This window comes from Tardiphaga sp. GW821-FHT12E02, assembly GCF_058807155.1.
The window spans coordinates 5,663,675-5,686,365 of sequence record NZ_JBXAQK010000001.1; the positions used below are offsets into that span (position 1 = coordinate 5,663,675).

The window sequence follows — 22,691 nt, forward strand, 5'->3', positions numbered from 1 at the left end:
GCAGCATCATGAGCGTGGAAAAGCAGCCTAATGCCGGCAGAGCACTGATCGACCGCCTCCCGAAGGACAGGCGAGACGAGTTGATCTCGATCGGTCGGGTAGCGCTTTGCCGCTTCGGCTACGCCTTTCAGGACGTCTTCGACGCGAACTTGCCTCTCTTCGACTATCTCACCGAACGGGGTGCCACCGCGGTGATGATCGGCCGCATGTTGGCTGAAGTCGGCATCGCGCGGGATGACGGCACTGCGTTACCAGAAGGGACGGTCTCAAGTGCCTTGTCCCGAGCGCGAGAGCGAGAACGGGCTGCTCATCGCCCGAGCACGCCCCTGCACGAACGAGCAGTGCCCGGCACGACCCGTCAGGCCCCTGCAACGCCAGGCAATGTCCTGCAGCCCCCTGCAGAAGATCAGAAGGCGGAACTCTCCGTACCGCGCTCAGAACATCGGAGATCCTCGCCCCCCTCAGGCCCCAGCTTTTCAGAAATTCGGCCTTCGCCGATTTCGTCGGCCACCGTTCGGTTGCCGGCGGTCACGCGCCGCTCGGCGGCCATTCTCCAGCAACTAAGGAAGACCCCATATGACGACTAAGAAGACCGTTCAATTCCGGCCAGCCGATTTGGTCGAGGTGGTGGCCGATTCGACCAGCGTCGGCAAATCGACGCTGGCCGGCCGGCTTTGCCATCTCTTTCGCGAGAACGGGCGCCCGGTGACGCTCGTCAAGATCGAGACTGGACGCCGTCAGACCCCCGAAACGGGGGCTGCGGATAAGGAAGTCTACATAAGGACCGAAGATTTCGCCACTGCCGCGAGCCGCACGGGCGGCCTGTCGGGTGTCCTGACGACACTATGGGAGGAAATCGTCGAAATTCCGAAGTCGGGAAACGCGGTGGTGGTCGACTGGGCAGGCGGCAGTTCTGCGCACAGGCTGGACGTGCTTGCCGCCACCAGTTTCGACACCACGCTTGAGGCGCTGGGCGTCAGGGGCCTGTCGATGGTGCTGTCCACTTCGGCGACGGAGTCGATGACCCAGGCCGGCACCTATCTGTCGGGCATCGAGGCGGTCGCCCCCGGCCTGCAGCGCGCGCTCGTCCTTTCGGGCCGCTCCGGAAACTTCGACTTTCCTCCCCTCAGCGAGCAGGCCGAAACCTTGATCCGCCTCCGCGACAAGGCCGGCGCGATCCCGATCGTGACGATCCCGCGCGTCACCGGCAGGGCACTCGAGTCGTGCGCCGATGCCGGCCTCGACGTCGCCAACGCTCTGATGCTGGAGAGCGACGCGCTGGCGCGGCGCCTAGGCATCGATCTCTTTCGCTCGCGCGCGTGCGCGAGCGAACTGGCCCTGTGGTGGCAGCACACGGGCAAGACGCTGAGAAAGATCACGGAGCGTATGGATGGGCATTCCGCCGCGTAGGCTGGCTCGCCGGGTCGCGTTTTTGATCGACCAACGCAAGTATTTGCGCTCTCAGGCGGCGGCTTTCATCCTGCAACACTACCGGACGCACCGGCGGATGCCGATGGGCTACGTCACGGCGCTTCTCCCGAGGTCCACCGTGCGGCGCATCCGCCTTCGTGGAGAGATCGAGCACATACTCGGTCTCTCGCGTCTCCTGGCCAGGCTGAGGACCTTATTCTCATGATGCCACGTCATGCCACAGTGGTCTTATTCATGGACTTGACTTCCGTTTCTGATCGTCGTAGCGAAATCATCATGCAACAGTGGTGTTATTCATAGAGAGACAGCCGCGTCGTTGCGGAAGCATCATGGAGAGCAAGAATGCCCTTTGATCTCGACGAACTCTCGGCCTACCAGCTGCTTTCCACTTCGGACGTCGCCGAAGCCCTCGGTATCAGCGCCGGGTCGGTGCGAAAGGCTGCGAAGGATGGCCGGCTGAAGTGCATCGGCGGCTTCCGCGTCCTGTATTTCTCGGCCGCCGCCGTTCGCGCGTTCGTGAGCGGGAACGGGAGGTCGGCGTCGCCGGATGAAGTGGGCGACACCGGCCCGATTGAGATGACGCGCTAATGGCCTATAAAAAACTCCACCGAATGGGGGATTATTCCGTCTGCGTTTCTGTCGGGACGGACAACCTGTACGTGGGCGGTTATGACAAGGAAACTAAATCGTCCTTCTACCGGTCGCTCGGTACGAACGACCTCGAGATCGCGGTCGTCACGGTGCGCGCCCTGATCGAGCGCGGCATCACCGGTGACCCGAAAGACGCACTGGTGCAGAAGCCCCTTCGCACGGTCGATGAGGTGATCGAGTTCAACCGATCCCGATCTGAGGCTCAAATCAGCGCTGAAACCAACATGGTTGCGATGGAGCGCATGAAGCGCTTGATGGGCCACCTGCTGCTGCAGCACATGGTGCCTAGCACCTTCGAAGACTTCCGCGATGCAGCCATGGCGGAGGGTCTTGCCCTTTCGAGCGTCGATCGGACGCTGACAGTGTTGCGCAAGGCGTGTTCCGTCGCTGTCGCGGAACGTCGCTTGCCGCAACACCACGTGCCGACGGTTCCCTACTTCTGCACCAAAAACGACCTGCGCGCGGCGCCACCGAAAGGTCGTTTGATGGAGATCGAGGAGATCGCCGCGGTCATCGACGAAGCACAATTCATCCATTTTTTGTTTTGCATGGTCTGGCTTGCCAATCTCGGCTGCCGGATCGGCGCATTGTTGGACGCAACAGCGACCCAGATTGATCATCGGCGGGGGCTCGTCGATCTCAACCCGCCCGGCCGCGTCCAGACCAGCAAATGGCGGCCAACGCTTCCCATCCCGGAGACGCTGGTCCCTTGGACGCAGGGTATTCCGCCAGGTCACCTCGTGCAGTGGCGCGGCAATCCGGTCGGCGAGATCGACACCGCGTTCGGGGCCGCCTGTCGCCGCGCCAAGCTCGCGCCGGGCGGCAACACCTACTCCGTCCGACACGCTCTCGGACGCTACATGCGTGAAAAGCGCGTCGATGACGAACAGATCGCTCTCTGGTTGGGGCACATCCAGCCACCCGAGTCGAACGCGGTCACCATCATCTACTCGCCCTACTCTCCCGACTACCTTCGCGACGCGAAATTCGCTGCAGAGTCGTTCATGCGCGAGCTCGCCCGCCACTGCCGCCGCCACGATCCGTTGCAGCCGCCCTGGCTGAAAGACTGAGTCAACATGACCCGTCAGGAAAAAACTGAAAACGAATACCTCGAGCGGGCGGCTCAGATCGCGGCGACCGAAGATGAGGCCGCGCGCCGCAAGCTGACCCCGGTAGAACTCGTCAAGGCCGTGATGGCCAGAAAATTGGAGCCAGCGAGCATCCGCAACTATCGGTCCGCGCTCATCTTCGCCATGAACCGTGCAGCCGAACTTAAGCCGGAGGGGGCAGATGCCCTACAGACCGCGATCGCGCTGCTTCGCGACTGGCGCTCCGGTGGCGGCGCCAGCAAACCTCGAACGTCGCAATGGAAGCAGAAAAACGACGTCAGCAACGACCTCTTACGTATCCGGCATCGCCTTCTCTCTACAGGCGGTAAGAACGCGGATCGTTTGGTCGCCGTTCTAAGTTGCGGCGAAATGACCGGCGCGCGCTTCGTCGAATGGCCGACCGCAACCTTCAGGCCGAGCATGGCGGAATGCTTCGCGTGGGAACTCGTGCTGATCAACGGCAAACAGGGCAACGGTCGCGCGCACGGTGAAACCCGGACATTGCGATGGACCGAAATGCCGGAAGATCTAGTCTGGCAGATGAATTTCTGGATCGACGAAGCCAAAACCGCCGTAGAGGCGGGTTCATACGATACTATGCAGGATACATTGGAGTCGCTCTTGCGCAGGACGACGAAGGCGATGTTTTTCCGCCGGACGTCGGCTCCGCATCCAACCCTGTCGTCGGTGCGTCATGCAGCTGCGGCTCGATTCAAGTCTGCATATGTCGGGGCGGCGACCACCGCGGAGGAAAAGCAGCTCGGTCTTGCCATTGTGGCCGCGCTGCTCGGCCACGCCAGCGACGCGTCCGCCACCGCGCATTATGCGCGCGCGAATGAGCGCGACGGCCGCTATCCTGTGCCGGTGCCTGATGCTCTCGAAGTCGCTCGCATCCGCCGGCGCTACGATGCGCTCGATATCAACAAGACTTCGGCGTTGGGCATGCGCGGTGCGGACCAGTCGACCTGACAGAAGGAAAAACGATCGAAGTCGCGTTCAGTGTTCGCCGCTATCGCCCTCGGAGACCAAAGAAGAGAATTTGCGAAAGAAGGATTCTGGCTCATCGTAAAGGAGCGAAGATGAAACAGAAATCCGTACCGGACAAAGCGCCCGCAGAACAAGTGCTCAAGACGCCTCCCGTTTCCTGCAAAAGCGCTTCGCTAGGGCTCACGACCGCTACCTCACGGACGCCGAGCTCGAGCAACGGATCCCTGCCTCGCGACCGCGACGCGCCACATCCGGACCTGCAGCGGCTGTTTCCGGCTCTCGAGAGGACGAGGGCAGACAGCCCTCCGCCCATGCTTCTCCCGTACTCCTCCATGTTGCGGACCCTTGCGATGGTCGATGGCACCGAGGCAGCTAAAGGTTTGCCTCCGATCTTCGCCGAGATCGACGTGATACAGGCGCGCCTGGCCAAGTACGAATACGTTGCGGACGATGATAGCGAAGCTGCCATCGCGTCCTTGGCAGGGGTACCGGCAATCCCCTTATCTCACGAGCCCGGCACGTGGCTCGCGCCTCGCGCTTTCGGAAGAAGCGACCCTGTCGCCTCCGGAAAGGCACCGGGCTTCGGATGACCGCCATCGCCCCTATGACTATCCCGAACAGACGAGCAGTTGCTTTCTCGTGGATGGTCACGAAGATCGAATTGATCCGGCCGAGCGGCAACCCCTCATCATGAACTTCCAGAAGCTTTTGGCGTTTCGAGCAGTGCGTGGAGTGACTGTCATTGAGCGGCAACCGAAGGAGGCGAGACACCCCTGCGAATGCAGGTTTTTTTCGTCGCTAGTAATGCGGGTCTCCACGAAGGTGCGCCTGACCTCGATCATTTTCACGGTGCGCAGCGGATCGATCGGCTAGGCGGCGTCGCTGAAAGCCTAATCGATGTGCCGTCCGACGACCGGTCCAAAGCGCAGCGCCAGCGGAGCATGTGGCTTTGCGCGCAAATCGGATATTGGCTCGAAGCCGAAACGGGTAGAACCGATGTTAGCCGTTATCGAAACGTGGCAACTTTGCCGAAGTCGCTGGCCCCGATTAGGCGAGGCCACCGCCCGCGTAGAGTCCGCAATACTGCGACACAGCTTCACAAACCAATGCACTACTCGGAGATTAGAGATCCTCATATAGTCTCATGGAGCATCGCGAACGGGAGGGAACACGAGTTGAAAACGCTGGTCGAATCCGCTGAAAACATTGGAGGTGCCGCTACGGCCCAGAGCGACATCAAAAAGGTTTTACGTAGCTACGAGGCCGCACTTAACGCCTCAGACACCGACACGGTACTATCTGTATTCGCGTTGGACGGCGTCTTCATGGCGCCCAACGGTCCTTCAACGGTGGGCGCCGACGCGATCCGCGCTGCCTACGATGGCATCTTCAAGACGATTACCTTCGACACCGAATTGACCGTCGAGGAAGTGGTGCAGATCGCTCCGGAATGGGCGTTTGCTCGGACGAGTTCTAACGGAGCCGTCACGTTGAATGCAATCAACCAGCGCGTTCCGGATGCCAACCACGAACTTTTTATCTTCCAAAAGATGGATGGCGCGTGGAAAATAGCACGCTATTCGTTCGCGACGACCAACCCGCTACCCAAATAGCCTGGGGCTCGTCCTACCCACCCATACTCCCAAAGCCGGGTGGGACGATAGGCAGATCAATCGTACCACACATCAAGATGGCGTGGGCGACGTCGGCCCTGTTCGTCGTCACGTCAGGCAGCTCCTGCGTAATCGTTCATCCGGAAGGCCTCTATCCCGACATGTTCGTCGTCAGATAATTTGAGACCGCTCAGGCATTTCGAGAAGGGAGGATCTGGCTCATCTAGGGTTAAAGTTTAAGCGGCTTGCAATCGATGCTGCAAGCGGCGGTTTGCAACGGTTTCACGTTTGATGCGCGCACGCTCAGTCAGGATGGTTTCGGCTCGGCCGAAGTAAACATCCGCAGGCGTGAGGTTGTCGATGCTCTCATGATAGCGGTGATGGTTGTAGTGTTCGACGAAGCCGCTGACCTGACGTTCGAGGTCCCTCGGTAAATAGTAATTCTCGAGCAGGATGCGGTTCTTCAAGGTCTGATGCCAGCGCTCGATCTTGCCTTGGGTCTGGGGATGATACGGCGCACCGCGCACATGCTGCATGTCCTTGCCCTTGAGCCAGGTGGCCAGATCTTCCGCGACGTAACTTGATCCGTTGTCGCTCAGAAGCCGTGGCCGCTGTTTTATATTGACGTGGTCCAAGCCTGAGGCGCCAAGCGCCTGATCGAGCGTGGCCGTGACGTCGGAGGCGCACATGGTTGGGCCCAGCCTCCAGGCCACAATGTAACGAGAGAAGTCGTCGAGCACCGTCGATAGATAGTACCAGCCCCAGCCAGTGATCTTGAGGTAGGTGAAGTCGGTCTGCCAAAGCTGGTTGATCGCCGTGGTCTTGTCCTTGAACTCATTAGCCGCCTTGATCACCACATAGGCGGGGCTGGTGATCAGGTCGTGCGCCTTCAGCAGCCGATAGACCGAAGCCTCGGAAACAAAGTATTTTCTCTCGTCGGTGAAGCGCACCGCCAGCTCTCGCGGCGACAACTCGGGGTGTTCCAGTGCCAGATCGACGATCTGACCGCGGACATCGTCCGGGATGCGATTCCAGACCCGGTCCGGCTTGGAGCGGTGATCGGCCAGCGCCTCGATGCCACCCTCGCGATAGCGATCGTACCATCTATAAAAGGTGGCTCGCGGGACGCCGAGCTTTTCCAACGTGCGCCTGGCAGGCAGATGCGATTGCTCGACCAGCGCGATTATTTCGGATTTCTCGGATGCTGGATACCTCATGCCTCGTCCTCCCCAGCCCCGTTCATGCTTTTTTGAGCAGGCGGTTCTCCAGGGTCAGGTCGGCCACCACCTCCTTCAATTCGGAGGCTTCGCGGCGAAGGTCTTTCACCTCACCGGACGTGGCGGAGCGGGCCGTGTCACCCGCCAGGCGGCGTTTGCCGGCCTCCAGAAACTCCTTCGACCAACCGTAATACATCGAGGCGGCAATGCCTTCACGGCGGCACAGCTCGGAGATGTTCTCCTCGCCGCGCAGTCCTTCCAGCACGATACGGATCTTCTCTTCCGCCGAATACTGCCGACGCGTTTGCCGCCGGATATCTTTTAGCACTTGTTCTGCGGGCGCTTTGCCCAGTCCGGATTTCTGCTTCATCTTCGCTCCCTGACGGCTACGATGAACCAGAAGTCCTCCTTTCGTGAAGTCCCTCATTTGGTCTCAGAGGCGATGACGCCGAACACCCAAGTGACAAGGTCAAACCCGATCCGCGTACGGAGCAGGATAAGGGCTCCCTCGCCCAGAGCGACAAGCCTTGGGAAAAGAACCCGCAGAACACGACCGATTCCGGTTCGACAGATACCCCGAAGCCGGACCTGGAGAAGTGGCAGAGGAGCAAAACGCATTGAGGATTTCTGGCCACAGGCGGCATATAGTTACGGGCGTCGGGAACTGCGGCGCCCTTTCTGCTTCTAACCGTCTGGATTGAGCCAACGGGGGTTGAAATGGCTGATAGGTCTTGTCCGAAATGCACGTCGTCACTGTTTCTGCAGCGGATCGAGCCCGGCATGAAGGGTTACGTCAACCGCGTATATGAGTGCCGCCAGTGCGGCACCGAGAAGACCTTTCCCGGCCGCGCCAGGCCGGGAGTGTCATCGTGGCCGCACGACAAGGTCGCCTAGAGCCTACACGTAGGTGCCGTCGTTTCTTCGCTGTCCGGGCCGGAGGCTTTCCTCTTCCCGTTGCAGCATGTCGCGACGTTGGGCCTTCAGTGCGCGCACGCCTGCCAACTCTCCGCCGAGCTGACGTGCGGCCTTCTTCACCGAAGACGCCGAGCGGTTGAGGGCAGCAGCACACCGGGAGGCTGAGGCTCCTTGAGAGATCAGCAGCCGCAGCTTCTGCAGGTCTTGCTCAGTCCAGCGCCGAACAAGCGGCTTCATGCCGCCAGCTCCTTGCGAACGGCAGCGGCGGAGTTGCCGACCTTATCGACGACCTTCTGCAGCTGATCTTTTGTTACGCCTAGCTGATGCGTCCCGTATTTGACCTCATGGGCCTCATGCATGTTGATCTTGCTGCGGTCCGGCTGGCCACGGTTTGACAGATTGTCCACGGCTTCCTCCTGACATGACGGGACGAAACGAATGCGGAACTGCCTAGTTCCGAAGCGGTCAATAAGGCGGGCGTCTCATCAGCTCTGGCAGCCGCGAGATCGCCTTCGCAATTCGCCGCGCCTCCTCCTTGGTCAGGTGCTCATCTGCGTATTGGTAGTTGCGGGCATGCAGGTCTTGCCGATGCACCACGGCCAGGATGAAGAACCCGCTGGCGTCGTACACTCTAAAGCAGTCGTCCTGTCCTTCTTCCATCCGCCACGGCGCTGGAAATCGCCGAAGGTTATCCATCACATCCTGCGAGAAGACGGGACGCCGCGGATCGCTTTGCCGCTGGCATAGGTGTGCTGCTCAGCAACACGGGCCTCGCCGGTAAGCCGGTTTCGCTGGCCGATCAGCTCGTCGGTCTTGTTCTGCATGCGCTCCAGCAGGGCAATCGCCGATGTCGTCGGGATACCTGCGCGCTGAAGGTCAAGAATGTCTCTTTGCTGCCGTTTGATCTGCACGCGCATGCGCGCGATCTCGGCCTTGAGGTGGTCGAGGTTCATGGCTGTCACCTGAAAAGATGGATCGCAGTATTGGGGTAAATCGTGAACAAACGCAGGCCCGATTACGGCATCCAATAGTACCTTGAGCAACCATGCCCTGATGGTACTCGTTCTCGTGCTAGGTACGGCAACCGACCGACACCTAGAGGTTGTTATGCTATCTTCCCGACATACAGCCGCTGCTACCAGCGTTGCGATTGATCCTATGCGGTGTTGGCATGCCGGAGTGGGTCATCAAGGCGATTATAATCGTCGGAGGCTCGGTGCCGATCCTTGCCCTGTGCGTTCTTCTATTTTCTACACGTTGAACACTTAGCGCCGCATCAGTGGGCTTGTGCCGCCGAATTCAACGCCTGCAGAACATCAGATGGGAGGTACGGCTTCGGTAGAAACACAGCGTAAGATGGCATTTCATCTGCGACGGGTCGGTGCTTGCCACTGGCGACGACAATGTCCATCGGGGGCCATCGATCTCTCACGATAGAAGCCAGGCGGAGCCCATCCATGGTGCCCGGCATATCGATGTCGGTGAAGACGATATTTACCTCAGCCTCGCGCTCAAGGATTCCCATGGCCTGGTCAGCGTTATGCGCCGTCAGGACAACATGACCCGCGTCCCGCAGAGCGTCTTCAAACCCACATCGTGATGAGCAGCTCGTCTTCGACAACCAGAACCTTAGCCAATGGCCACTCTCCCGCCCCGAGCGTGATACAACGTCGCATAACTGACTCGACACGCCTTCGTTCCGGCGATTGTTGAAAGTAATTTATCAATTCGCGTCTTCGCCGCTTACGTCACAGACCACAATGGCCGATGGTCAATCATCCGAACAACCCGTGGCAAATATCGGTGATGAGAGTCGTTTGCTCCCGCCCTGTCCCCAGTGGAGGAGGAGCATCATGCTTCCCAATACATCTCATATCGCACGTCCCGACTGTCCGCATTGCAGGGCGCCGACGTTTCTCATGCGCATTACGCCTCGTACCGCGGGCATGGAGCTGCGTATGTTTGAATGTCCGAAGTGCGAGCACGTCATTGAGGAGCTTTCGAAAGATCCGAGATCTTCAGCAGAGGCTTGGGTCAACAGCATCGGGTTGCAGCGCCGCACCTGACGTTGCGACATTCCATGACTCTATGCAGTTTCTGAAGACGCCTATCCACAATCGCGCATTGTCGATTGTTCGAGTCACCTGCACTCTGTGAACAGCGCAGTCATGCGTAGGTGGGAATTTGCCGCCCGCCTGGTTCAAAAAGCAGGTTTCCCGATATGCCGCACATTGCCCGGCCCGTCTGTCCGCATTGTTCACAACCGATGGGCCTTAAGCGTTTAAGTCCCCGCGCCGCCGACTGCGAGCTTCACGTCTTTGAATGCTTGGATTGCTTCCACGTCACCGAGGAACTGGTTTCATCGCTCCCCTTCCAATCAGCGAGGTTCAGGCCTTCTCCCGGAACAGAGCAGCAATAGCTGTTTTGATTTCGGCAGGAGGACGCTATGGCAAACATCACTCGAAATATGTCTCTCGGTCAGGCCCTGCTCATAGCGATCCTGTTCACGATGCTGGTCTTCGCAGTGGTCTGGGCGACAATGGCCTGGACGTCTGAAGACGTAGAGATGTCGGTTCACGGCTGGATCGCACTGGCACTCGGTACGATCTTCTCGCTGCTGATTGGCTGTGGGCTGATGGCTCTCATGTTCTACAGCAACCGCACCGGCTACGACGACGTCGCCAACCCCGATGTCTACGAGCGGCAGCGTGAGGATCAGGAATCGAACCGCATGTGAGGAGGCCAAGGCACCAACTCCACAACCTCCTTTTTGCGCTCTGTTATTGGCACCGGTCGGAACACAGTCCCTGCTCCCGACGCTTTTGGCGGCACTCTTCGAAAAACAGCTCAAGTTGCTTGAACTGCTCGTTCACGTTGACCTCTTTCATGCGACCAGCCTTCTCAGCAACCGCTCACGTTGAATGGTGTTGGCGCCGATTCCGTATAGTAGTTGAGCGATGAAGGCGGCCAGGCTAGGCATCTTTGTCTCCGCTCGTACTGCCGATTTGGCCGCTTTCCGGACGGCATACAGCGGAAACTCCTCCAGTTCTTCACACCTGACCGCAATCTGCGCTTTCAATTTTCCTTCATCGCCGGTGAACATTGAACCCAGCGAAGAGTTTTGCGATCACGACCTCAAGCTCAGGCCCACGGTCGCGAGCGGGGCGCAGGATCTCAGAAAGGGATTGCACCGACCGGCAGACGACCTCCTTCTCCTCCACCGTCAGTGTCGGCATCGCTGGCGCTTGCCCCCACTGATTGTGCCACCAGATTGTGTTGCTCCGTTGCGGCTAAGAAAGCTTGCACGCGCGGCGGCAACAAGTGCCCCACCAGTGCCAGAGCCATTGCCTCGGCTTCCAGGGCGGTTCGCGGCGCGACGGCAGTGAGAGCGCCAGGTTGCGAACCAGTCTGCTTTGCGACCGCCATGGACGGCGTTGCCGCTTGCCCAGTAGTCGGAGAAGTCTGCCCATTCGTTGCTGACCCGATTAGCGCCCCATCCAATGCTCGTTTGCCCATCGTCCCCATTCAGCGGGAGGGAAGCCCGAGCCTGCCGAGACACCTCCGCTGTTTGACAGAAACTCTTCAAGACGGATTGCAGATGTTGATCCACGACGGGAGACTTTCGTTGGTTTTACATTCTCGCTTACAGATACTTCAGTATCTGTGTTAGGGGTTGGGGTTGGGTTAGTTGGATTCTGGTTGGCGTCTGGTTGAACATCCGTTGAGTGCCTTCCTTGCCTTTTCAACGCACTAGACCTGCCAGCGTGCGCATTCTTCACTCGCCTATCTTCAGCATGATGGCGTTCGTCGGAGAGCTTTGGCTGTTGCCATTTGCCGTCCGGCATCATCTTCCAGAAGGCCAGAACGACGTCACGGTTGCGCAGCCAGGTACGGAGATCCATCGAAGCCCATCGGCTCAGTGTCTCGTCATTATCCGGGAGGGCGCAATCAGGCTGGCGCCATGCCATCATCAGCAAGAGCAGATAGGCGCCGTGCTGTGCGGCGGAGAGATGTCGCGTATCGGCTAGATACGCGTCGGTATAGAGAGGGATGGCGGGATACTCTGCCACATAACGAGCTTTCCTTTTTGTTTGTCCACCCACGGGTTTCTCGAATGGACGACGGCAACGAGGGAAGACCGTGAGGCAAAGCTCGCTTTCAGGCTATTGCGTTCGCACGCCCTAGCCGTCCCAGCCAAGGTGAGTCACGCGGGGTTATCGGTCAATCAGGATTGTTTGCCACAAGCAGATGCTGATTTGTCACAAACCGATATGCGTGGAACACGCAATTCCACTTGCGAACATTCCGCGCGGGGATACCGTGCGCGCATCTCGGCTGGCCAAAAAGAGCCATTACAGGGCGCAGGGGTGGGACATGTGGAACTTTGGACGGTCGTCTGATGACGAAGCCTTGCGGCTGGTTACAGCCTTTCTCCAGATCAGCGAGCCCGACCGGCGCAGAGAGATAGTGGCATTGGCAGAGCGCTATCATCGCTCGACCGTGCGCCCGGTCCTAAAGCGCCCCGATCTTCAGCAAGATAATTTCCCTGGAATTAACTCGTCGTTTGTCGAGAAAAAGTAGCTTCCGGCAGCGAAGGGGAGCTGCCATGTGGTGGAAGAAGGACGATCCATCAGACAGGGACGCGGTGCGTCTGATTGAGGCTCTTCTCGGCAAGGTCGAGGAAAAGCCCTCGAACGTCATCGACATCACAAAGCGCATCAGACGAAAGTCCGCGCCGCCGAAACTGACCGTGATCGAGCCGGAAAACTAGACGCTTTCGTGCCGGCACCGCAGCGCCTCAACGGCAGCCATCCCGGCGGACACCATCCCTGCAAACGTCCGCTCACCGCCGCCCACTCGCGCGAGGATGCTGCGGGCAATGAAGCATCGGTTTTCGTGGCTATCGTATTCCGGCGGCAGGATCTGGCAGGCTTTCTGCAACGCCAACTCCATCTCGAACACAGTCCGATTGCCGAACGATTCCGTCACGAGCGGAGGCGCGTCGGCGGCTGGTAGTTCGACAGCTACTTCTTCAATCGACATGGCAACCCTCCCTCATTTTTCTGCTCAATCCAGTTACAGAGGTTGAGTTCCTGAGCCGTTAATGAATTCGTCGATGCACCGCAGTGCCGTTAGACGCCTTCTAAAATAGGGTGCGGTATACGATTTAATCCCGCATCATCCTCCTACTTCAAACGACATCTCCAACCTTTTGAACGGAGGAACGCATGTTCCGCTGCCACTACACGTGCGCGCATTGGAGAACCGCCTGCTCAAAAAAAGCATGAACGGGGCTGGGGAGGACGAGGCATGAGGTATCCAGCATCCGAGAAATCCGAAATAATCGCGCTGGTCGAGCAATCGCATCTGCCTGCCAGGCGCACGTTGGAAAAGCTCGGCGTCCCGCGAGCCACCTTTTATAGATGGTACGATCGCTATCGCGAGGGTGGCATCGAGGCGCTGGCCGATCACCGCTCCAAGCCGGACCGGGTCTGGAATCGCATCCCGGACGATGTCCGCGGTCAGATCGTCGATCTGGCACTGGAACACCCCGAGTTGTCGCCGCGAGAGCTGGCGGTGCGCTTCACCGACGAGAGAAAATACTTTGTCTCCGAGGCTTCGGTCTATCGGCTGCTGAAGGCGCACGACCTGATCACCAGCCCCGCCTATGTGGTGATCAAGGCGGCTAATGAGTTCAAGGACAAGACCACGGCGATCAACCAGCTTTGCGACTTCACCTACCTCAAGATCACTGGCTGGGGCTGGTATTCCACTGGAGTACACCATCACGGACGTCGATGGAAATTCGGCGATGTGCGACGACTGGACGCCGAACCCGGCAGCCATCGACGGCACCAGCAAGCCCAAAGGCGTATTCATCAAGTCGGACGGGGGCTATCACTGGAGCTGCCTGTTTACGATCGAGGGTCCGCTCGAGCCGGACGGCGGCTGGTGGCACGCCGTCGTGGTGCGAGAGACGCGCCAATTTGATCGCGCGCAGTCACCTGAAAACACGGCTCAGCGGCGTGACACAGGCCCCATCTTTTGTCGCGCGTATCCCCATCAAAAACGAAGCTGCTGGTAGCCCACCGAAGCACCTGAAAAAACCGAAACCGCAGCGCAAGGGCCAGAGTACCTCGCCGCGCAAGATTGCTGAACACCAAGCGGACCATACGCAAACTAACTAACACCGATATGCAAACCGATGAGCTGTTTGCCACTTGCTTGTGAGACTTGACCTGATGGATATTTTGGACCAGCGGGATAGAGACTACTGCATCACGACGTTCCGATCTAGATGGTGGGCATCGGGTGCCGATGCCAGTGGCGCAGGAGGTCGATAGTTCTGCGATGAGTGCGGCCGAGCCCTATTGTAGTGCTTGCGCCATTGCTCGATGACGACCCTCGCTTCCTTCAGGCTGTAGAAGATTTCGCCATTCAGGCACTCGTCACGCAGCTCTTCGTTGCAGGACTCGCAGTAGCCGTTCTCCCACGGGCTGCCAGGCTCGATGTAGAGCGTCTTCACCTCACTTCCTGACCGACAAACCGTCCTTCCTCTCGTGCATCGGACATGATTGGATCGCCTGTTCGGCCGATGGGCATGCGCACGGCACCGCTCCTGTCCTATCGTCGAGCATTACCCCAAAGGCCTATTTTACTTCGGGCTCTGCACAGCATTGTGCACATCGGCCGGTGCACGACCGCCGGACGGACTGGTGCTATGTGAGTGGCTTTGAGAATTTCTTTTGTTGCAAAGCCTGCGTCTTCCAGAACGCCTGCTGGCCAGAGCCTCAACGCGCAACGCTTCCCTGTGGCGAACGAAAGGCTACGCTCGAAGCGCTTGCCGCAGCAGAAGGCGCCGCTAGGTAACGGCCGGAGCTATCCGGGCGCAACGCTCGGTTATGAACAGCGATCTGGCTCCCGCAAAAAACATTGAACATCGCAACCGGGAATAGGGCGCCCGCAGTAGGGGATGCCTGGCCTGAGACTGAGCGGCGGGACTCAGTATCCAACCCGGTCAACGACGCAGGACTTGCCGTACTGCGGAGCAAGACTAGGATGCTCCAGATACTCTTGGAGGAAGAGCGCAACGGCCGGCGCGCAAGACGAGGCACACCACTGCCGGACCATCGAAGCCTTGCAGCACGAGATCGAGATAGGCAACCTAGGTCGTTCGTAGCGGCCTTTTGGATCGCCGAGCACAGCATCGGAAATCCGACACATCTTCGGCCAACGACAGCTGTGAAAGCCGCCTAAGTTCTTTTGCCGCGAAGGGGTTCGTTAGCTCCGCAGAAAGTCCCAAACTTTCGAAATCACAACCGAGCCCTCCCCCACGGATGATGCAACCCTCTTAATTGAACCTGCACGAACGTCGCCGACGGCGAATATATCACGACGCGATGTTGCATAAGGCGAATCAGCAGCTGATCCTGCTCCGGTACCGGTGAGTACGAACCCTTTGCTGTCGAGTTCAACCATATCGGCAAGCCGCCCAGTATTTGGTTTGGCGCCAACCGTAACGAACACGGCTACAGGGTTGACCACCTTATCCTTAAGCATCTCTACAACCTCAGGACAAACTCCGTTCAACAACGTGCGACGCCGTTTGATGTGACCAATATTTACATCGAGGGCCCTTGCAAGCTTCTCCTCAGGGACTCCCTTTTCAAGAGCACGCACGATCATGAAATGTTCTTGCACCGTAGCAAGATGGTTTATCCGCTTGTTGTAGGTAAACGCCTCGTCATCCAAAGCAAGAATACAGCGAGCCGACATTTGGCCCAATTCAAGTAAGATCGCTCGTCGCGCATGTCCGTCGAGAAGGAGATGCGTGCCGTCGTCGTAAGGCTCCCGAGCCACAACCAGCGGCTCAATGACGCCGATCTCAGTAACGGATTGAGCAATCCGCTTGTACCGTGACGAGACCTTGAAGGCTTCCGAAATCTGTTTGTGCGGCAGTAACTTGTCTAAGGACAGAACGACAATGTCTTGTTCGAACGCTATACGAACTTCCGATCGCTCCATTTTCATGCTCCCTACGATGCAAGACGTTCGGCTAGTGGGCGAGGAAGGGTCTGGAGGTTCTCAGCACGCAGAAGGTTCACAAATGCAACGTCGTTCAGAAGGCTCCGGAGTGCATTTACAACGAATAGCAACCGCTCTTGTGCCAAGGTCGCCTTCTTCACAATCAGTTTTTGACGATCTGCTTCCTTTCGATAAGCTCTGATTAAAGCTACAGAAGTCACGTTCTTCTTCGGTTGTGGCCGTCGCCCGACTGAATGCACGTTTTTTCCAGTTAGATTACGCTGCTCAACAATTCGCCGAATAGCAACAATCTGATTTCCGGGCAGTGATCCAGACTCGTAAGCTTCCGCTAGGGCCTTTTGGACATCTGCATCCTTCGCTCTCGAAATTTCCATCGCTATGGAATGAGGAATGATGCCTCGCTCGACAGCCGCTAACAGACGTTCCTCCCCATGCTCAAGCAGATAACAGATGGCGTAGACATACTCGGGGCTAAAATCGATCTTGGCGGCTATCTGACCAGTGGAATAACCGCGTTTTTTGAGCTCCCCAATCTCCCCCACCAATTCAAGCGATGAATGATGCCGGCGTGCTAAGTTCTCGACCAAACTCATCACGTAGCAATCTTCCGGCAAAGCATCGATGACAACCGCAGGGATTTCCTGCTGGCCAAGTGCTATGAATGCTTCAAGACGCCCTTGCCCACAAACCAGATCAAATGTTGCACCTTCTTTTCTTTGACTCACCGTGATCGGTTTCTTTAGTCCTAGATGAGAAATGCTCGTCACGAGCTCATTAAAGACCCGTTTATTGCGAGCGCGCGGATTCAGGACGGCAATCGAACTGATAGCAATCATACGGATCTTTGGCTTGGCTTCGGTCATGCGGCAGCCCTCAGGTTCTCGCGTGAACTAAGATGGAGAAGGGTGTCCCAATCTTCAAAACGATATGAATCCAGATAGACGCCATTGTCCTCAGCCAGGCGGATTTGGTTACAAATCACGTCAATGCGTGGAAGCAGATAGTAATCGAGCACAGACGCATTGTCTCCGGCCATGCGGAGAGCAACCGTAATGTCAGGGCGCAGACTGGCGTCGAAGCGAAGTTTCCAGCGGAGAAGACCAGACTGGGTCTTGAAGCTCCGAGCGATTATAATCGACGCCGTAAATTCGTCATTTATGGTAAGAAGATCAGTCAGAGGATTCATAGCGACCTGTCCGCCCGCCTCTTGGATGCTCTCAATGGTTTGTGAAACCACTTCCGGATACATCGAACGCAACGCACGGTTAGTTTCCACGTACCGATAGTCGCGTTCAGGATGATATCCGACAAGCTCATAGGCTCTTAAGAGGCTGCCAAATCGAGTTCGATAAGCGGCGCTCGATGGCATGTCGTCTCGCTCGTCGATCGTAAGACCTGAAAAATAGCCCGTGCTGTTTAGCAAGGATGAAAGCCGATCCAACATCTCTCCATCACTGAAGCGCCTATTTCGTTTATCGATGATGCGTCTTGCGGCCGCGAAGAAATCTGTTTCGACCACCGCCTCAAACGCATTATCACGTCGCACCCACATATCCGGAGGATTTGTGATGCGCCTCTGCTTCAACTTGAAAGAAACCCGATTGTAGACATTATTACCGATGTATTTCTCGTTGGTGAGAACTTGGTGGACTGCTCCTCGTGTCCAAGTTCGTCCGAACTCGTTGTATAGGCCTTCGCTATTCAACGAGGCAGCAATCTCAATTTCGCTCATTAGTTGGAGGACGAAGAGGCGAAATATCCTGCGCACGACCTCCACTTCGTTGACAGGACCTGGCTTCAGTATAACGCGGTCAGTTTGGAGGCTCTTATACTCACCGGGCCTCAGCAGGGATTTGAAATTTCCTCGTTCGTCAATGAGTTGTCGTCGCAAGCCATACCCAGGTGAGCCGCCTTGCCGAAATCCTAAACCTACGAGATGGCATTGCCCTCGGAAGACCTTCACAGATAGATCGCGACTATACTCACCGGCCATAACCCTCTTCATGCTCTTTATTATCGTAGAAGCCAAACTGCCATCGTTGTCGAATTGCTCAGCACAGTAGGCAACAATGATGCCCGCTTCTTTGCAGATATATTCGTAGTAGGCACTCTCGTCGGCGTCTTGGAATCGCCCCCAACGACTGACGTCATAAACGAGAATCGCAGAATAATTGGCCCGGCGACTGCGCACATCCTCGATGAGACGCTTTAGAGCATCTCGCCCCTCCAACTTAAGGCCGCTTTTTCCTTCGTCGGCATAAGTTTGAACCACTGTGAAACCGCGGCGGGCGGCATAAGCCGCTATCATAGATATTTGATTTTCGGTTGAGTACCTTTGGTGCTCAGTAGACATACGCACGTATTGCGCCACTCGAACGAGAGCATTTGATCCTGCAGTTTGTGCCACGGCAATCATTGCGAGCTACCAGGTCACTTAGCCACGGAACTACCCAATTTTCGATCAACTCTCCAAACACCGACAGGGTAGCGAAAGGAGACATGGAATGTCGCCTCCGAAAACAGACCGAAAATTTCAGTCATCATCGGGAAACGGATGTCTCCCTCCCGGCGCCGACCTGCGAAATGAGAGATTCGCAGAGGTCATCGCTCAAGCTCTGAGACGTCAATTTGGAGAGACACACGCTTCAGTAAAGACAGTTGTCGCGCTAACAAGAGCAAACGAGCGAGCTGTAAAGAACTGGTTTGCGGCCAAGAATGGACCGACAGGGGAGCACCTTGTCGATCTCGTGCGGAGTTCTGATGAAGTTCTGGAGGCCGTATTGCTGATGTCCGGACACCGCGATCTAGTGCTCGCCAAAAAATTTGGAGACACGAAAGAAGTACTTCTCAAGATGCTAAAGCTAATTGAAGACTTGCAGCCCAAGGTCATGCAGTGAGGCTAAATTGCAAAGATCGTGGGTAATGCCGCGAAAGACCTTAGCGCAAAAATTAGCACGACGTCTTCATGCGCGCACGTCCTGAGGCGGCGGCCGGGCTTCAGGGCAGCGCACAACAAGATTGAGGTCGAATTTGCAGCGCTGCCTCGCCGTTATTGACTCGCAGTGCGCGAAGTAGATATCGCGATCACACTGGACAGGCCCACAGCCGGGCAGCTCACATCATGGATGTCTTGTCGACTACAACCTTGGGCTTTATGGGAGTCAAACGTACTTCGACAGAATGGTCGTCCGGCGCACCTGACAGATCTCCCATCCCACGCCTTCACGGGATCCATCCCGGAGCTCCTCTACACCGAGGATTTGAATTCTATGCTGTTTACGTCGGACATCCAACTCAAACTCAAGATGCGAAGCAGGAGTGTGACGGCTCAAGCCAATAGCGTCGCATGCGGCGACGTATTTGGTATCCCGCCGTCATTCATAGCCAAGCGCGACAAGAGACTGGAGCGGATCCTCAAAAATGAAATCTCAATAAGACGTGCGTATTGGATATCCGTGCACGGCGACCTTAAAGGAAGGCCCTCGGTGCGATTTCTCATGATCGCCGTTGCCAAAAGTGTGAGATCGGATCGACAACGGTTCCCGGGCCAGAACATCTCACCGTCTGACCATCTACCTTAAACATGGCGCGTTTATCGCGGCGAGAGATACTGACGACCGGTAGATCGTCGCTCACACCCCACCCATGCACAGATACTTTATCTCGAGATAGTCCTCGATTCCATACTTTGATCCTTCGCGACCATTTCCGCTTTCTTTTACGCCGCCGAATGGAGCGACCTCGGTCGATATGATCCCTTCGTTGATCCCGATCATCCCATATTCGAGCGCTTCCGCGACGCGCCAGACACGGCCGATATCGCGCCCGTAGAAATACGCTGCGAGTCCGAATTCGGTTTGATTGGCCAGCCGGATCGCCTCTTCCTCGGCCTTAAAGCGGAACACCGGCGCCACGGGACCGAACGTTTCCTCGCGGAAAATCAGCATATCGGGTGTGGCTCCCGTCAGCACGGTCGGCTGGAAAAACGAGTGCCCGAGCGCGTGGCGCTCTCCACCGACGGCGAGGAAGGCGCCCTTTTTCAACGCGTCGGAGATGTGTTCCTCCACCTTCTCGACGGCGGCCAGATTGATCAGTGGACCGATGGTCACGTCATCGTCGAAACCGTCTCCCACTTTCAAGTCTGTGACAGCCTGCGAAAGGCGCTGCACGAACGCGTCGTAAATCTGGTCCTGCACAAAGATCCGATTCACGCAAACACACGTCTGTCCGGCATTTCTGTACTTCGACGCCATGGCCCCCTTGACCGCGGCATCGAGATCCGCATCGTCGAAGACGATGAAGGGTGCGTTTCCTCCGAGCTCCATGGAGGTGCGCTTGACGGTCGAAGCACTCTGTTCGATCAGCTTCTTTCCGATCTCGGTCGACCCCGTGAAACTTACTTTCCGCACCACCGGGTTCGAAGTCATTTCACCGCCGATCGCGGAGGCCGATCCGGTGACGACCGAGAACACGCCCTTGGGAATACCGGCACGTTCTGCCAACGCCGCCAGCGCTAAGGCCGACAGAGGCGTCTGGCTCGCAGGCTTGACGACCATGGTGCAGCCTGCCGCCAATGCCGGGCCAGCCTTTCTGGTGATCATGGCTGCCGGAAAATTCCACGGTGTTATCGCAGCGCATACGCCGATGGGCTGCTTAAGCACGACGATGCGTCTGTCCGATGAAAATGGCGGTATGGTATCGCCATAGACCCGCTTGCCTTCTTCCGCAAACCACTCGACGAAACTCGCGGCATACGCGATCTCGCCTCGACTCTCGGCGAGCGGCTTGCCTTGCTCGGCAGTCATCAGGGCAGCGAGGTCCTCCTGGTTCGCCATGATCAAGTCGAACCACCTGCGCAAGATTACCGAACGCTCTTTGGCTGTCCTGGCGCGCCACGCAGGCAGCGCCACGTCGGCGCTTGAGATGGCGCGCCGTGTCTCGGCCGCGCCCATACTCGGCACGGTCCCAACCAAGGCTCCATTCGCCGGATTATCGACCCGCAAGGTTCCACCGCTGTCGGCGGCAACCCAATCGCCGTCGATAAAGCAGCGATCCCGTAGCAAAGTCTTGTCTCGCAACGCGATTGACATGGTCGTCATTTCCCCTGTGTCGTCGGTGCAGGTACCTTGATCGTCTCAAGCACCTCACGGAAACTGGCTGTGATAGGCGTCGGGCGGCGCGTGTGACGATCGACATAGACATGAACGAAGAAGCCCTCGGCTGCCGCCGTCGCCTCGTCGTTTCGAAACAAACCGACCTCGTAGCGGACCGAGGACGTTCCTATATTCGCAACGCGGATGCCGCATCTGACGACATCCGGAAACGATATCTCGGAGAAGTAACGGCACCCCGTCTCCACAACGAGACCGATGCTTGCTCCTTCGGCCGGATCGAGCACGCCACGCTCGATCAGCCAGGCATTCACCGCCGTATCAAAAAACGAATAGTAGATGACGTTGTTGACGTGACCATAGACGTCGTTGTCCATCCAACGCGTGGTCACGGCACGCCAAGCCGAGTAATCGGACGCTTGGGAAGCGGGCCGGCGAGCGCTCATAACTCACCAAGCCGCGCGATAAATGGCGAGAGCGTCACTTTCGGACATTGCGCGCGGGTTGTTCACCAGAAGGCGCTGTTGCTTCATCGCGTCCCTCGCCATCTGCTGCAGATGCCCTTCTTCAACGCCGACCTCGCGAAGCTTCGTCTGCATGCCAAGCTCGGAACACAAATTGGCCAGAGCGTCGATGAACGCGAAGCACTTGCCCTGGATGCCTTGATCCTGATCGATGTCGGGGAAGGCGTCCGCGGCGATGTCCGCATAGAGAGACGCGGCCTCCGGTGCGTTGAACCTGAGAACATGAGGCAGAACGAGCGCATTCGATAATCCGTGCGGAACGTGAAAGATCCCGCCCACCGGGTAGGCCAGAGCGTGGACCGCTGCGACCGGCGAATTCGCGAAGGCCTGCCCGGCCAGCATCGACCCCAACAGCATCCCGCTGCGGGCATCGCGGTTCTTCCCGTCGAATACGGCAGTCCGAATATTGGCACCTATCAGCCTCAAGGCTTCGCGCGCCAGCGTGCGCGATATCGGATTGTTGTTGGCATTCCTGGACGTGTAAGCCTCGATGGCATGGACCATCGCGTCCACCCCTGTCGCTGCCGTGATAGCAGGCGGCAAGCCGAGCGTGAGGTCGGGGTCGAGAATGGCTAAATCCGGAAGCAGAAGCGGCGACGATACGCCTCTCTTCTCGTCCTCCCCTACCGTGATGATGGAGACCGGCGTCACCTCGGACCCGGTCCCCGCGGTGGTCGGTATCAGCGCCAAAGGCAGGCGGGGCCCCTTGGCGTTACCAACGCCCCATGCCCCGTCGATTTCTTCGTCAGATCCGAGCAACAGAGCCGCCAGTTTCGCGACGTCGAGCGATGAGCCTCCACCAAAGCCGATCACACCGGTCACGCCGGCTTCGCGGCCGGCGTCCACAGCCTTCAGCAGCGTCTTTAGGGATGGATCGGGCTCCACATCGCTGAAAATCGCGACCTCGAATCCACCATCTTTCAAGGATGCTAGGGCGGTGTCGCACAATCCGATCTGTCGCAATCCCGGGTCTGTGACGAAAAGAACTTTGCCGCCCAGACAGCCTTCCAAAAGCTGCTGGATGCGCCCCGCGGAACCGGCGGCAAATGCGATCGTAGGCGCCCTGAAATGAAAAACGTTCATGCGA

28 protein-coding genes and 2 pseudogenes are annotated in these 22,691 nt (G+C 57.8%); 14 read left to right on the top strand and 16 right to left on the bottom strand.

Annotation, left to right across the window (positions count from 1 at the left end; genetic code table 11):
* Positions 1–8: 8 nt before the first annotated feature.
* The 7 genes from AC1RQ5_RS26565 to AC1RQ5_RS26595 all read left to right on the top strand — a co-directional run bounded on the left by AC1RQ5_RS26565 (position 9) and on the right by AC1RQ5_RS26595 (position 5,791).
* Entirely contained in the window at positions 9–587 is a 579-nt protein-coding gene (locus AC1RQ5_RS26565; RefSeq protein WP_493202970.1) for a hypothetical protein, read from the top strand.
* Positions 577–1,410: a hypothetical protein gene (locus AC1RQ5_RS26570; protein WP_493202971.1), complete on the top strand. Its 834-nt coding sequence runs from the start codon at positions 577–579 to the stop codon at positions 1,408–1,410. Before AC1RQ5_RS26565 ends, AC1RQ5_RS26570 begins: the two co-directional genes overlap by 11 nt.
* A gap of 363 nt (positions 1,411–1,773) precedes the next feature.
* Complete coding sequence (locus AC1RQ5_RS26575) at positions 1,774–2,019, top strand: helix-turn-helix domain-containing protein (protein WP_493202973.1); 246 nt, start codon at positions 1,774–1,776, stop codon at positions 2,017–2,019.
* Complete coding sequence (locus tag AC1RQ5_RS26580) at positions 2,019–3,152, top strand: tyrosine-type recombinase/integrase (RefSeq protein ID WP_493202975.1); 1,134 nt, start codon at positions 2,019–2,021, stop codon at positions 3,150–3,152. The genes AC1RQ5_RS26575 and AC1RQ5_RS26580 overlap by 1 nt, the downstream gene beginning before the upstream one ends.
* A gap of 6 nt (positions 3,153–3,158) precedes the next feature.
* Positions 3,159–4,160, top strand: a complete 1,002-nt coding sequence (locus AC1RQ5_RS26585; protein ID WP_493202976.1) for a hypothetical protein — start codon at positions 3,159–3,161, stop codon at positions 4,158–4,160.
* 368 nt (positions 4,161–4,528) lie between these two features.
* Positions 4,529–4,768, top strand: coding sequence for a hypothetical protein (locus AC1RQ5_RS26590; RefSeq protein WP_493202978.1), 240 nt, complete (start codon positions 4,529–4,531; stop codon positions 4,766–4,768).
* Between the two features lie 585 nt (positions 4,769–5,353).
* Complete coding sequence (locus AC1RQ5_RS26595) at positions 5,354–5,791, top strand: YybH family protein (RefSeq protein WP_493202980.1); 438 nt, start codon at positions 5,354–5,356, stop codon at positions 5,789–5,791.
* 236 nt (positions 5,792–6,027) lie between these two features.
* Here AC1RQ5_RS26595 and AC1RQ5_RS26600 read toward each other — a convergent pair.
* A protein-coding gene (locus AC1RQ5_RS26600) for an IS3 family transposase (RefSeq protein ID WP_493202982.1) occupies positions 6,028–7,378 on the bottom strand; the annotation gives its coding sequence in 2 pieces (ribosomal slippage) (positions 6,028–7,042 and positions 7,041–7,378; 1,353 coding nt in all).
* 347 nt (positions 7,379–7,725) lie between these two features.
* Between AC1RQ5_RS26600 and AC1RQ5_RS26605 the strand changes: the two genes are divergently transcribed.
* Complete coding sequence (locus tag AC1RQ5_RS26605; RefSeq protein ID WP_493202984.1) at positions 7,726–7,902, top strand: hypothetical protein; 177 nt, start codon at positions 7,726–7,728, stop codon at positions 7,900–7,902.
* A 3-nt stretch (positions 7,903–7,905) separates the two neighbouring features.
* On the opposite strand, the gene AC1RQ5_RS26610 is transcribed toward AC1RQ5_RS26605, so the two are convergent.
* The 5 genes from AC1RQ5_RS26610 to AC1RQ5_RS26630 form a co-directional block, all read right to left on the bottom strand.
* A complete protein-coding gene (locus AC1RQ5_RS26610) occupies positions 7,906–8,160 on the bottom strand; it encodes a hypothetical protein (protein WP_493202986.1) in 255 nt (84 codons plus the stop codon).
* Positions 8,157–8,330, bottom strand: coding sequence for a DUF3606 domain-containing protein (locus AC1RQ5_RS26615; protein WP_493202988.1), 174 nt, complete (start codon positions 8,328–8,330; stop codon positions 8,157–8,159). Before AC1RQ5_RS26615 ends, AC1RQ5_RS26610 begins: the two co-directional genes overlap by 4 nt.
* Positions 8,331–8,388: 58 nt before the next feature.
* Positions 8,389–8,619, bottom strand: coding sequence for a hypothetical protein (locus AC1RQ5_RS26620; RefSeq protein WP_493202990.1), 231 nt, complete (start codon positions 8,617–8,619; stop codon positions 8,389–8,391).
* The gene (locus tag AC1RQ5_RS26625; RefSeq protein WP_493202992.1) at positions 8,619–8,951 is read right to left on the bottom strand and encodes a hypothetical protein; all 333 of its coding nucleotides are present in this window, start codon (positions 8,949–8,951) and stop codon (positions 8,619–8,621) included. Before AC1RQ5_RS26625 ends, AC1RQ5_RS26620 begins: the two co-directional genes overlap by 1 nt.
* Positions 8,952–9,199: 248 nt before the next feature.
* Positions 9,200–9,613, bottom strand: coding sequence for a response regulator (locus AC1RQ5_RS26630; RefSeq protein WP_493202994.1), 414 nt, complete (start codon positions 9,611–9,613; stop codon positions 9,200–9,202).
* A gap of 756 nt (positions 9,614–10,369) precedes the next feature.
* Here AC1RQ5_RS26630 and AC1RQ5_RS26635 point away from each other — a divergent pair.
* Positions 10,370–10,660, top strand: coding sequence for a hypothetical protein (locus AC1RQ5_RS26635; protein ID WP_493202995.1), 291 nt, complete (start codon positions 10,370–10,372; stop codon positions 10,658–10,660).
* 147 nt (positions 10,661–10,807) lie between these two features.
* On the opposite strand, the gene AC1RQ5_RS26640 is transcribed toward AC1RQ5_RS26635, so the two are convergent.
* Both AC1RQ5_RS26640 and AC1RQ5_RS26645 read right to left on the bottom strand, forming a co-directional pair.
* Positions 10,808–11,026 carry a hypothetical protein gene (locus AC1RQ5_RS26640; protein WP_493202997.1) on the bottom strand — a complete coding sequence of 73 codons (219 nt, stop codon included), beginning with the start codon at positions 11,024–11,026 and terminating at the stop codon, positions 10,808–10,810.
* A 382-nt stretch (positions 11,027–11,408) separates the two neighbouring features.
* Complete coding sequence (locus AC1RQ5_RS26645) at positions 11,409–11,993, bottom strand: DUF1376 domain-containing protein (RefSeq protein WP_493202999.1); 585 nt, start codon at positions 11,991–11,993, stop codon at positions 11,409–11,411.
* Positions 11,994–12,297: 304 nt separating this feature from the next.
* Here AC1RQ5_RS26645 and AC1RQ5_RS26650 point away from each other — a divergent pair, with 304 nt between their 5' ends.
* Positions 12,298–12,504, top strand: coding sequence for a hypothetical protein (locus AC1RQ5_RS26650; RefSeq protein WP_493203001.1), 207 nt, complete (start codon positions 12,298–12,300; stop codon positions 12,502–12,504).
* 25 nt (positions 12,505–12,529) lie between these two features.
* Positions 12,530–12,694 carry a hypothetical protein gene (locus AC1RQ5_RS26655; protein ID WP_493203003.1) on the top strand — a complete coding sequence of 55 codons (165 nt, stop codon included), beginning with the start codon at positions 12,530–12,532 and terminating at the stop codon, positions 12,692–12,694.
* On the opposite strand, the gene AC1RQ5_RS26660 is transcribed toward AC1RQ5_RS26655, so the two are convergent.
* Entirely contained in the window at positions 12,691–12,966 is a 276-nt protein-coding gene (locus tag AC1RQ5_RS26660) for a hypothetical protein (protein ID WP_493203005.1), read from the bottom strand. The genes AC1RQ5_RS26655 and AC1RQ5_RS26660 overlap by 4 nt on opposite strands.
* 214 nt (positions 12,967–13,180) lie before the next feature.
* On the opposite strand from AC1RQ5_RS26660, the pseudogene AC1RQ5_RS26665 reads away from it, so the two are divergent.
* Positions 13,181–13,692, top strand: a pseudogene (locus AC1RQ5_RS26665) (helix-turn-helix domain-containing protein); the annotation flags it as partial.
* A gap of 502 nt (positions 13,693–14,194) precedes the next feature.
* Here AC1RQ5_RS26665 and AC1RQ5_RS26670 read toward each other — a convergent pair.
* The 4 genes and pseudogenes from AC1RQ5_RS26670 to AC1RQ5_RS26685 all read right to left on the bottom strand — a co-directional run.
* A pseudogene (locus AC1RQ5_RS26670) lies at positions 14,195–14,446 on the bottom strand (integrase core domain-containing protein); the annotation flags it as partial.
* A gap of 758 nt (positions 14,447–15,204) precedes the next feature.
* Positions 15,205–15,954, bottom strand: coding sequence for a ParB/RepB/Spo0J family partition protein (locus AC1RQ5_RS26675; RefSeq protein ID WP_493203006.1), 750 nt, complete (start codon positions 15,952–15,954; stop codon positions 15,205–15,207).
* 5 nt (positions 15,955–15,959) lie between these two features.
* The gene (locus AC1RQ5_RS26680) at positions 15,960–16,832 is read right to left on the bottom strand and encodes a plasmid partitioning protein RepB C-terminal domain-containing protein (RefSeq protein ID WP_493203008.1); all 873 of its coding nucleotides are present in this window, start codon (positions 16,830–16,832) and stop codon (positions 15,960–15,962) included.
* A complete protein-coding gene (locus tag AC1RQ5_RS26685) occupies positions 16,829–18,385 on the bottom strand; it encodes a recombinase family protein (RefSeq protein WP_493203010.1) in 1,557 nt (518 codons plus the stop codon). The genes AC1RQ5_RS26680 and AC1RQ5_RS26685 overlap by 4 nt, the downstream gene beginning before the upstream one ends.
* An 88-nt stretch (positions 18,386–18,473) precedes the next feature.
* Here AC1RQ5_RS26685 and AC1RQ5_RS26690 point away from each other — a divergent pair, with 88 nt between their 5' ends.
* Together AC1RQ5_RS26690 and AC1RQ5_RS26695 are read left to right on the top strand one after the other, a co-directional pair.
* Positions 18,474–18,866 carry a hypothetical protein gene (locus tag AC1RQ5_RS26690; protein ID WP_493203012.1) on the top strand — a complete coding sequence of 131 codons (393 nt, stop codon included), beginning with the start codon at positions 18,474–18,476 and terminating at the stop codon, positions 18,864–18,866.
* Between the two features lie 165 nt (positions 18,867–19,031).
* Entirely contained in the window at positions 19,032–19,550 is a 519-nt protein-coding gene (locus AC1RQ5_RS26695; RefSeq protein WP_493203014.1) for a hypothetical protein, read from the top strand.
* Positions 19,551–19,601: 51 nt separating this feature from the next.
* Here the strand turns inward: AC1RQ5_RS26695 and gabD are convergent, their stop codons facing one another.
* From gabD to AC1RQ5_RS26710, 3 genes are read right to left on the bottom strand one after another with little or no spacing between them, the layout of a single operon-like run.
* On the bottom strand, positions 19,602–21,068 hold the full coding sequence (gene gabD, locus AC1RQ5_RS26700) for an NADP-dependent succinate-semialdehyde dehydrogenase (protein WP_493203016.1): 1,467 nt from the start codon (positions 21,066–21,068) through the stop codon (positions 19,602–19,604).
* Entirely contained in the window at positions 21,065–21,526 is a 462-nt protein-coding gene (locus AC1RQ5_RS26705; protein ID WP_493203018.1) for an acyl-CoA thioesterase, read from the bottom strand. The genes gabD and AC1RQ5_RS26705 overlap by 4 nt, the downstream gene beginning before the upstream one ends.
* Before the next feature lie 3 nt (positions 21,527–21,529).
* Positions 21,530–22,687: an iron-containing alcohol dehydrogenase gene (locus tag AC1RQ5_RS26710; RefSeq protein WP_493203020.1), complete on the bottom strand. Its 1,158-nt coding sequence runs from the start codon at positions 22,685–22,687 to the stop codon at positions 21,530–21,532.
* Between the last annotated feature and the right edge of the window lie 4 nt (positions 22,688–22,691).

Bases quoted from the DNA above. Each gene is read 5' to 3' on its own strand.
- AC1RQ5_RS26565 (WP_493202970.1), top strand. From the start codon at position 9: ATGAGCGTGGAAAAGCAGCCTAATGCCGGCAGAGCACTGATCGACCGC.
- AC1RQ5_RS26570 (WP_493202971.1), top strand. From the start codon at position 577: ATGACGACTAAGAAGACCGTTCAATTCCGGCCAGCCGATTTGGTCGAG.
- AC1RQ5_RS26575 (WP_493202973.1), top strand. From the start codon at position 1,774: ATGCCCTTTGATCTCGACGAACTCTCGGCCTACCAGCTGCTTTCCACT.
- AC1RQ5_RS26580 (WP_493202975.1), top strand. From the start codon at position 2,019: ATGGCCTATAAAAAACTCCACCGAATGGGGGATTATTCCGTCTGCGTT.
- AC1RQ5_RS26585 (WP_493202976.1), top strand. From the start codon at position 3,159: ATGACCCGTCAGGAAAAAACTGAAAACGAATACCTCGAGCGGGCGGCT.
- AC1RQ5_RS26590 (WP_493202978.1), top strand. From the start codon at position 4,529: ATGGTCGATGGCACCGAGGCAGCTAAAGGTTTGCCTCCGATCTTCGCC.
- AC1RQ5_RS26605 (WP_493202984.1), top strand. From the start codon at position 7,726: ATGGCTGATAGGTCTTGTCCGAAATGCACGTCGTCACTGTTTCTGCAG.
- AC1RQ5_RS26610 (WP_493202986.1), bottom strand. From the start codon at position 8,160: ATGAAGCCGCTTGTTCGGCGCTGGACTGAGCAAGACCTGCAGAAGCTG.
- AC1RQ5_RS26620 (WP_493202990.1), bottom strand. From the start codon at position 8,619: ATGGATAACCTTCGGCGATTTCCAGCGCCGTGGCGGATGGAAGAAGGA.
- AC1RQ5_RS26635 (WP_493202995.1), top strand. From the start codon at position 10,370: ATGGCAAACATCACTCGAAATATGTCTCTCGGTCAGGCCCTGCTCATA.
- AC1RQ5_RS26640 (WP_493202997.1), bottom strand. From the start codon at position 11,026: ATGTTCACCGGCGATGAAGGAAAATTGAAAGCGCAGATTGCGGTCAGG.
- AC1RQ5_RS26650 (WP_493203001.1), top strand. From the start codon at position 12,298: ATGTGGAACTTTGGACGGTCGTCTGATGACGAAGCCTTGCGGCTGGTT.
- AC1RQ5_RS26655 (WP_493203003.1), top strand. From the start codon at position 12,530: ATGTGGTGGAAGAAGGACGATCCATCAGACAGGGACGCGGTGCGTCTG.
- AC1RQ5_RS26660 (WP_493203005.1), bottom strand. From the start codon at position 12,966: ATGTCGATTGAAGAAGTAGCTGTCGAACTACCAGCCGCCGACGCGCCT.
- AC1RQ5_RS26675 (WP_493203006.1), bottom strand. From the start codon at position 15,954: ATGAAAATGGAGCGATCGGAAGTTCGTATAGCGTTCGAACAAGACATT.
- AC1RQ5_RS26680 (WP_493203008.1), bottom strand. From the start codon at position 16,832: ATGACCGAAGCCAAGCCAAAGATCCGTATGATTGCTATCAGTTCGATT.
- AC1RQ5_RS26685 (WP_493203010.1), bottom strand. From the start codon at position 18,385: ATGATTGCCGTGGCACAAACTGCAGGATCAAATGCTCTCGTTCGAGTG.
- AC1RQ5_RS26690 (WP_493203012.1), top strand. From the start codon at position 18,474: ATGTCGCCTCCGAAAACAGACCGAAAATTTCAGTCATCATCGGGAAAC.
- gabD (WP_493203016.1), bottom strand. From the start codon at position 21,068: ATGACGACCATGTCAATCGCGTTGCGAGACAAGACTTTGCTACGGGAT.
- AC1RQ5_RS26705 (WP_493203018.1), bottom strand. From the start codon at position 21,526: ATGAGCGCTCGCCGGCCCGCTTCCCAAGCGTCCGATTACTCGGCTTGG.
- AC1RQ5_RS26710 (WP_493203020.1), bottom strand. From the start codon at position 22,687: ATGAACGTTTTTCATTTCAGGGCGCCTACGATCGCATTTGCCGCCGGT.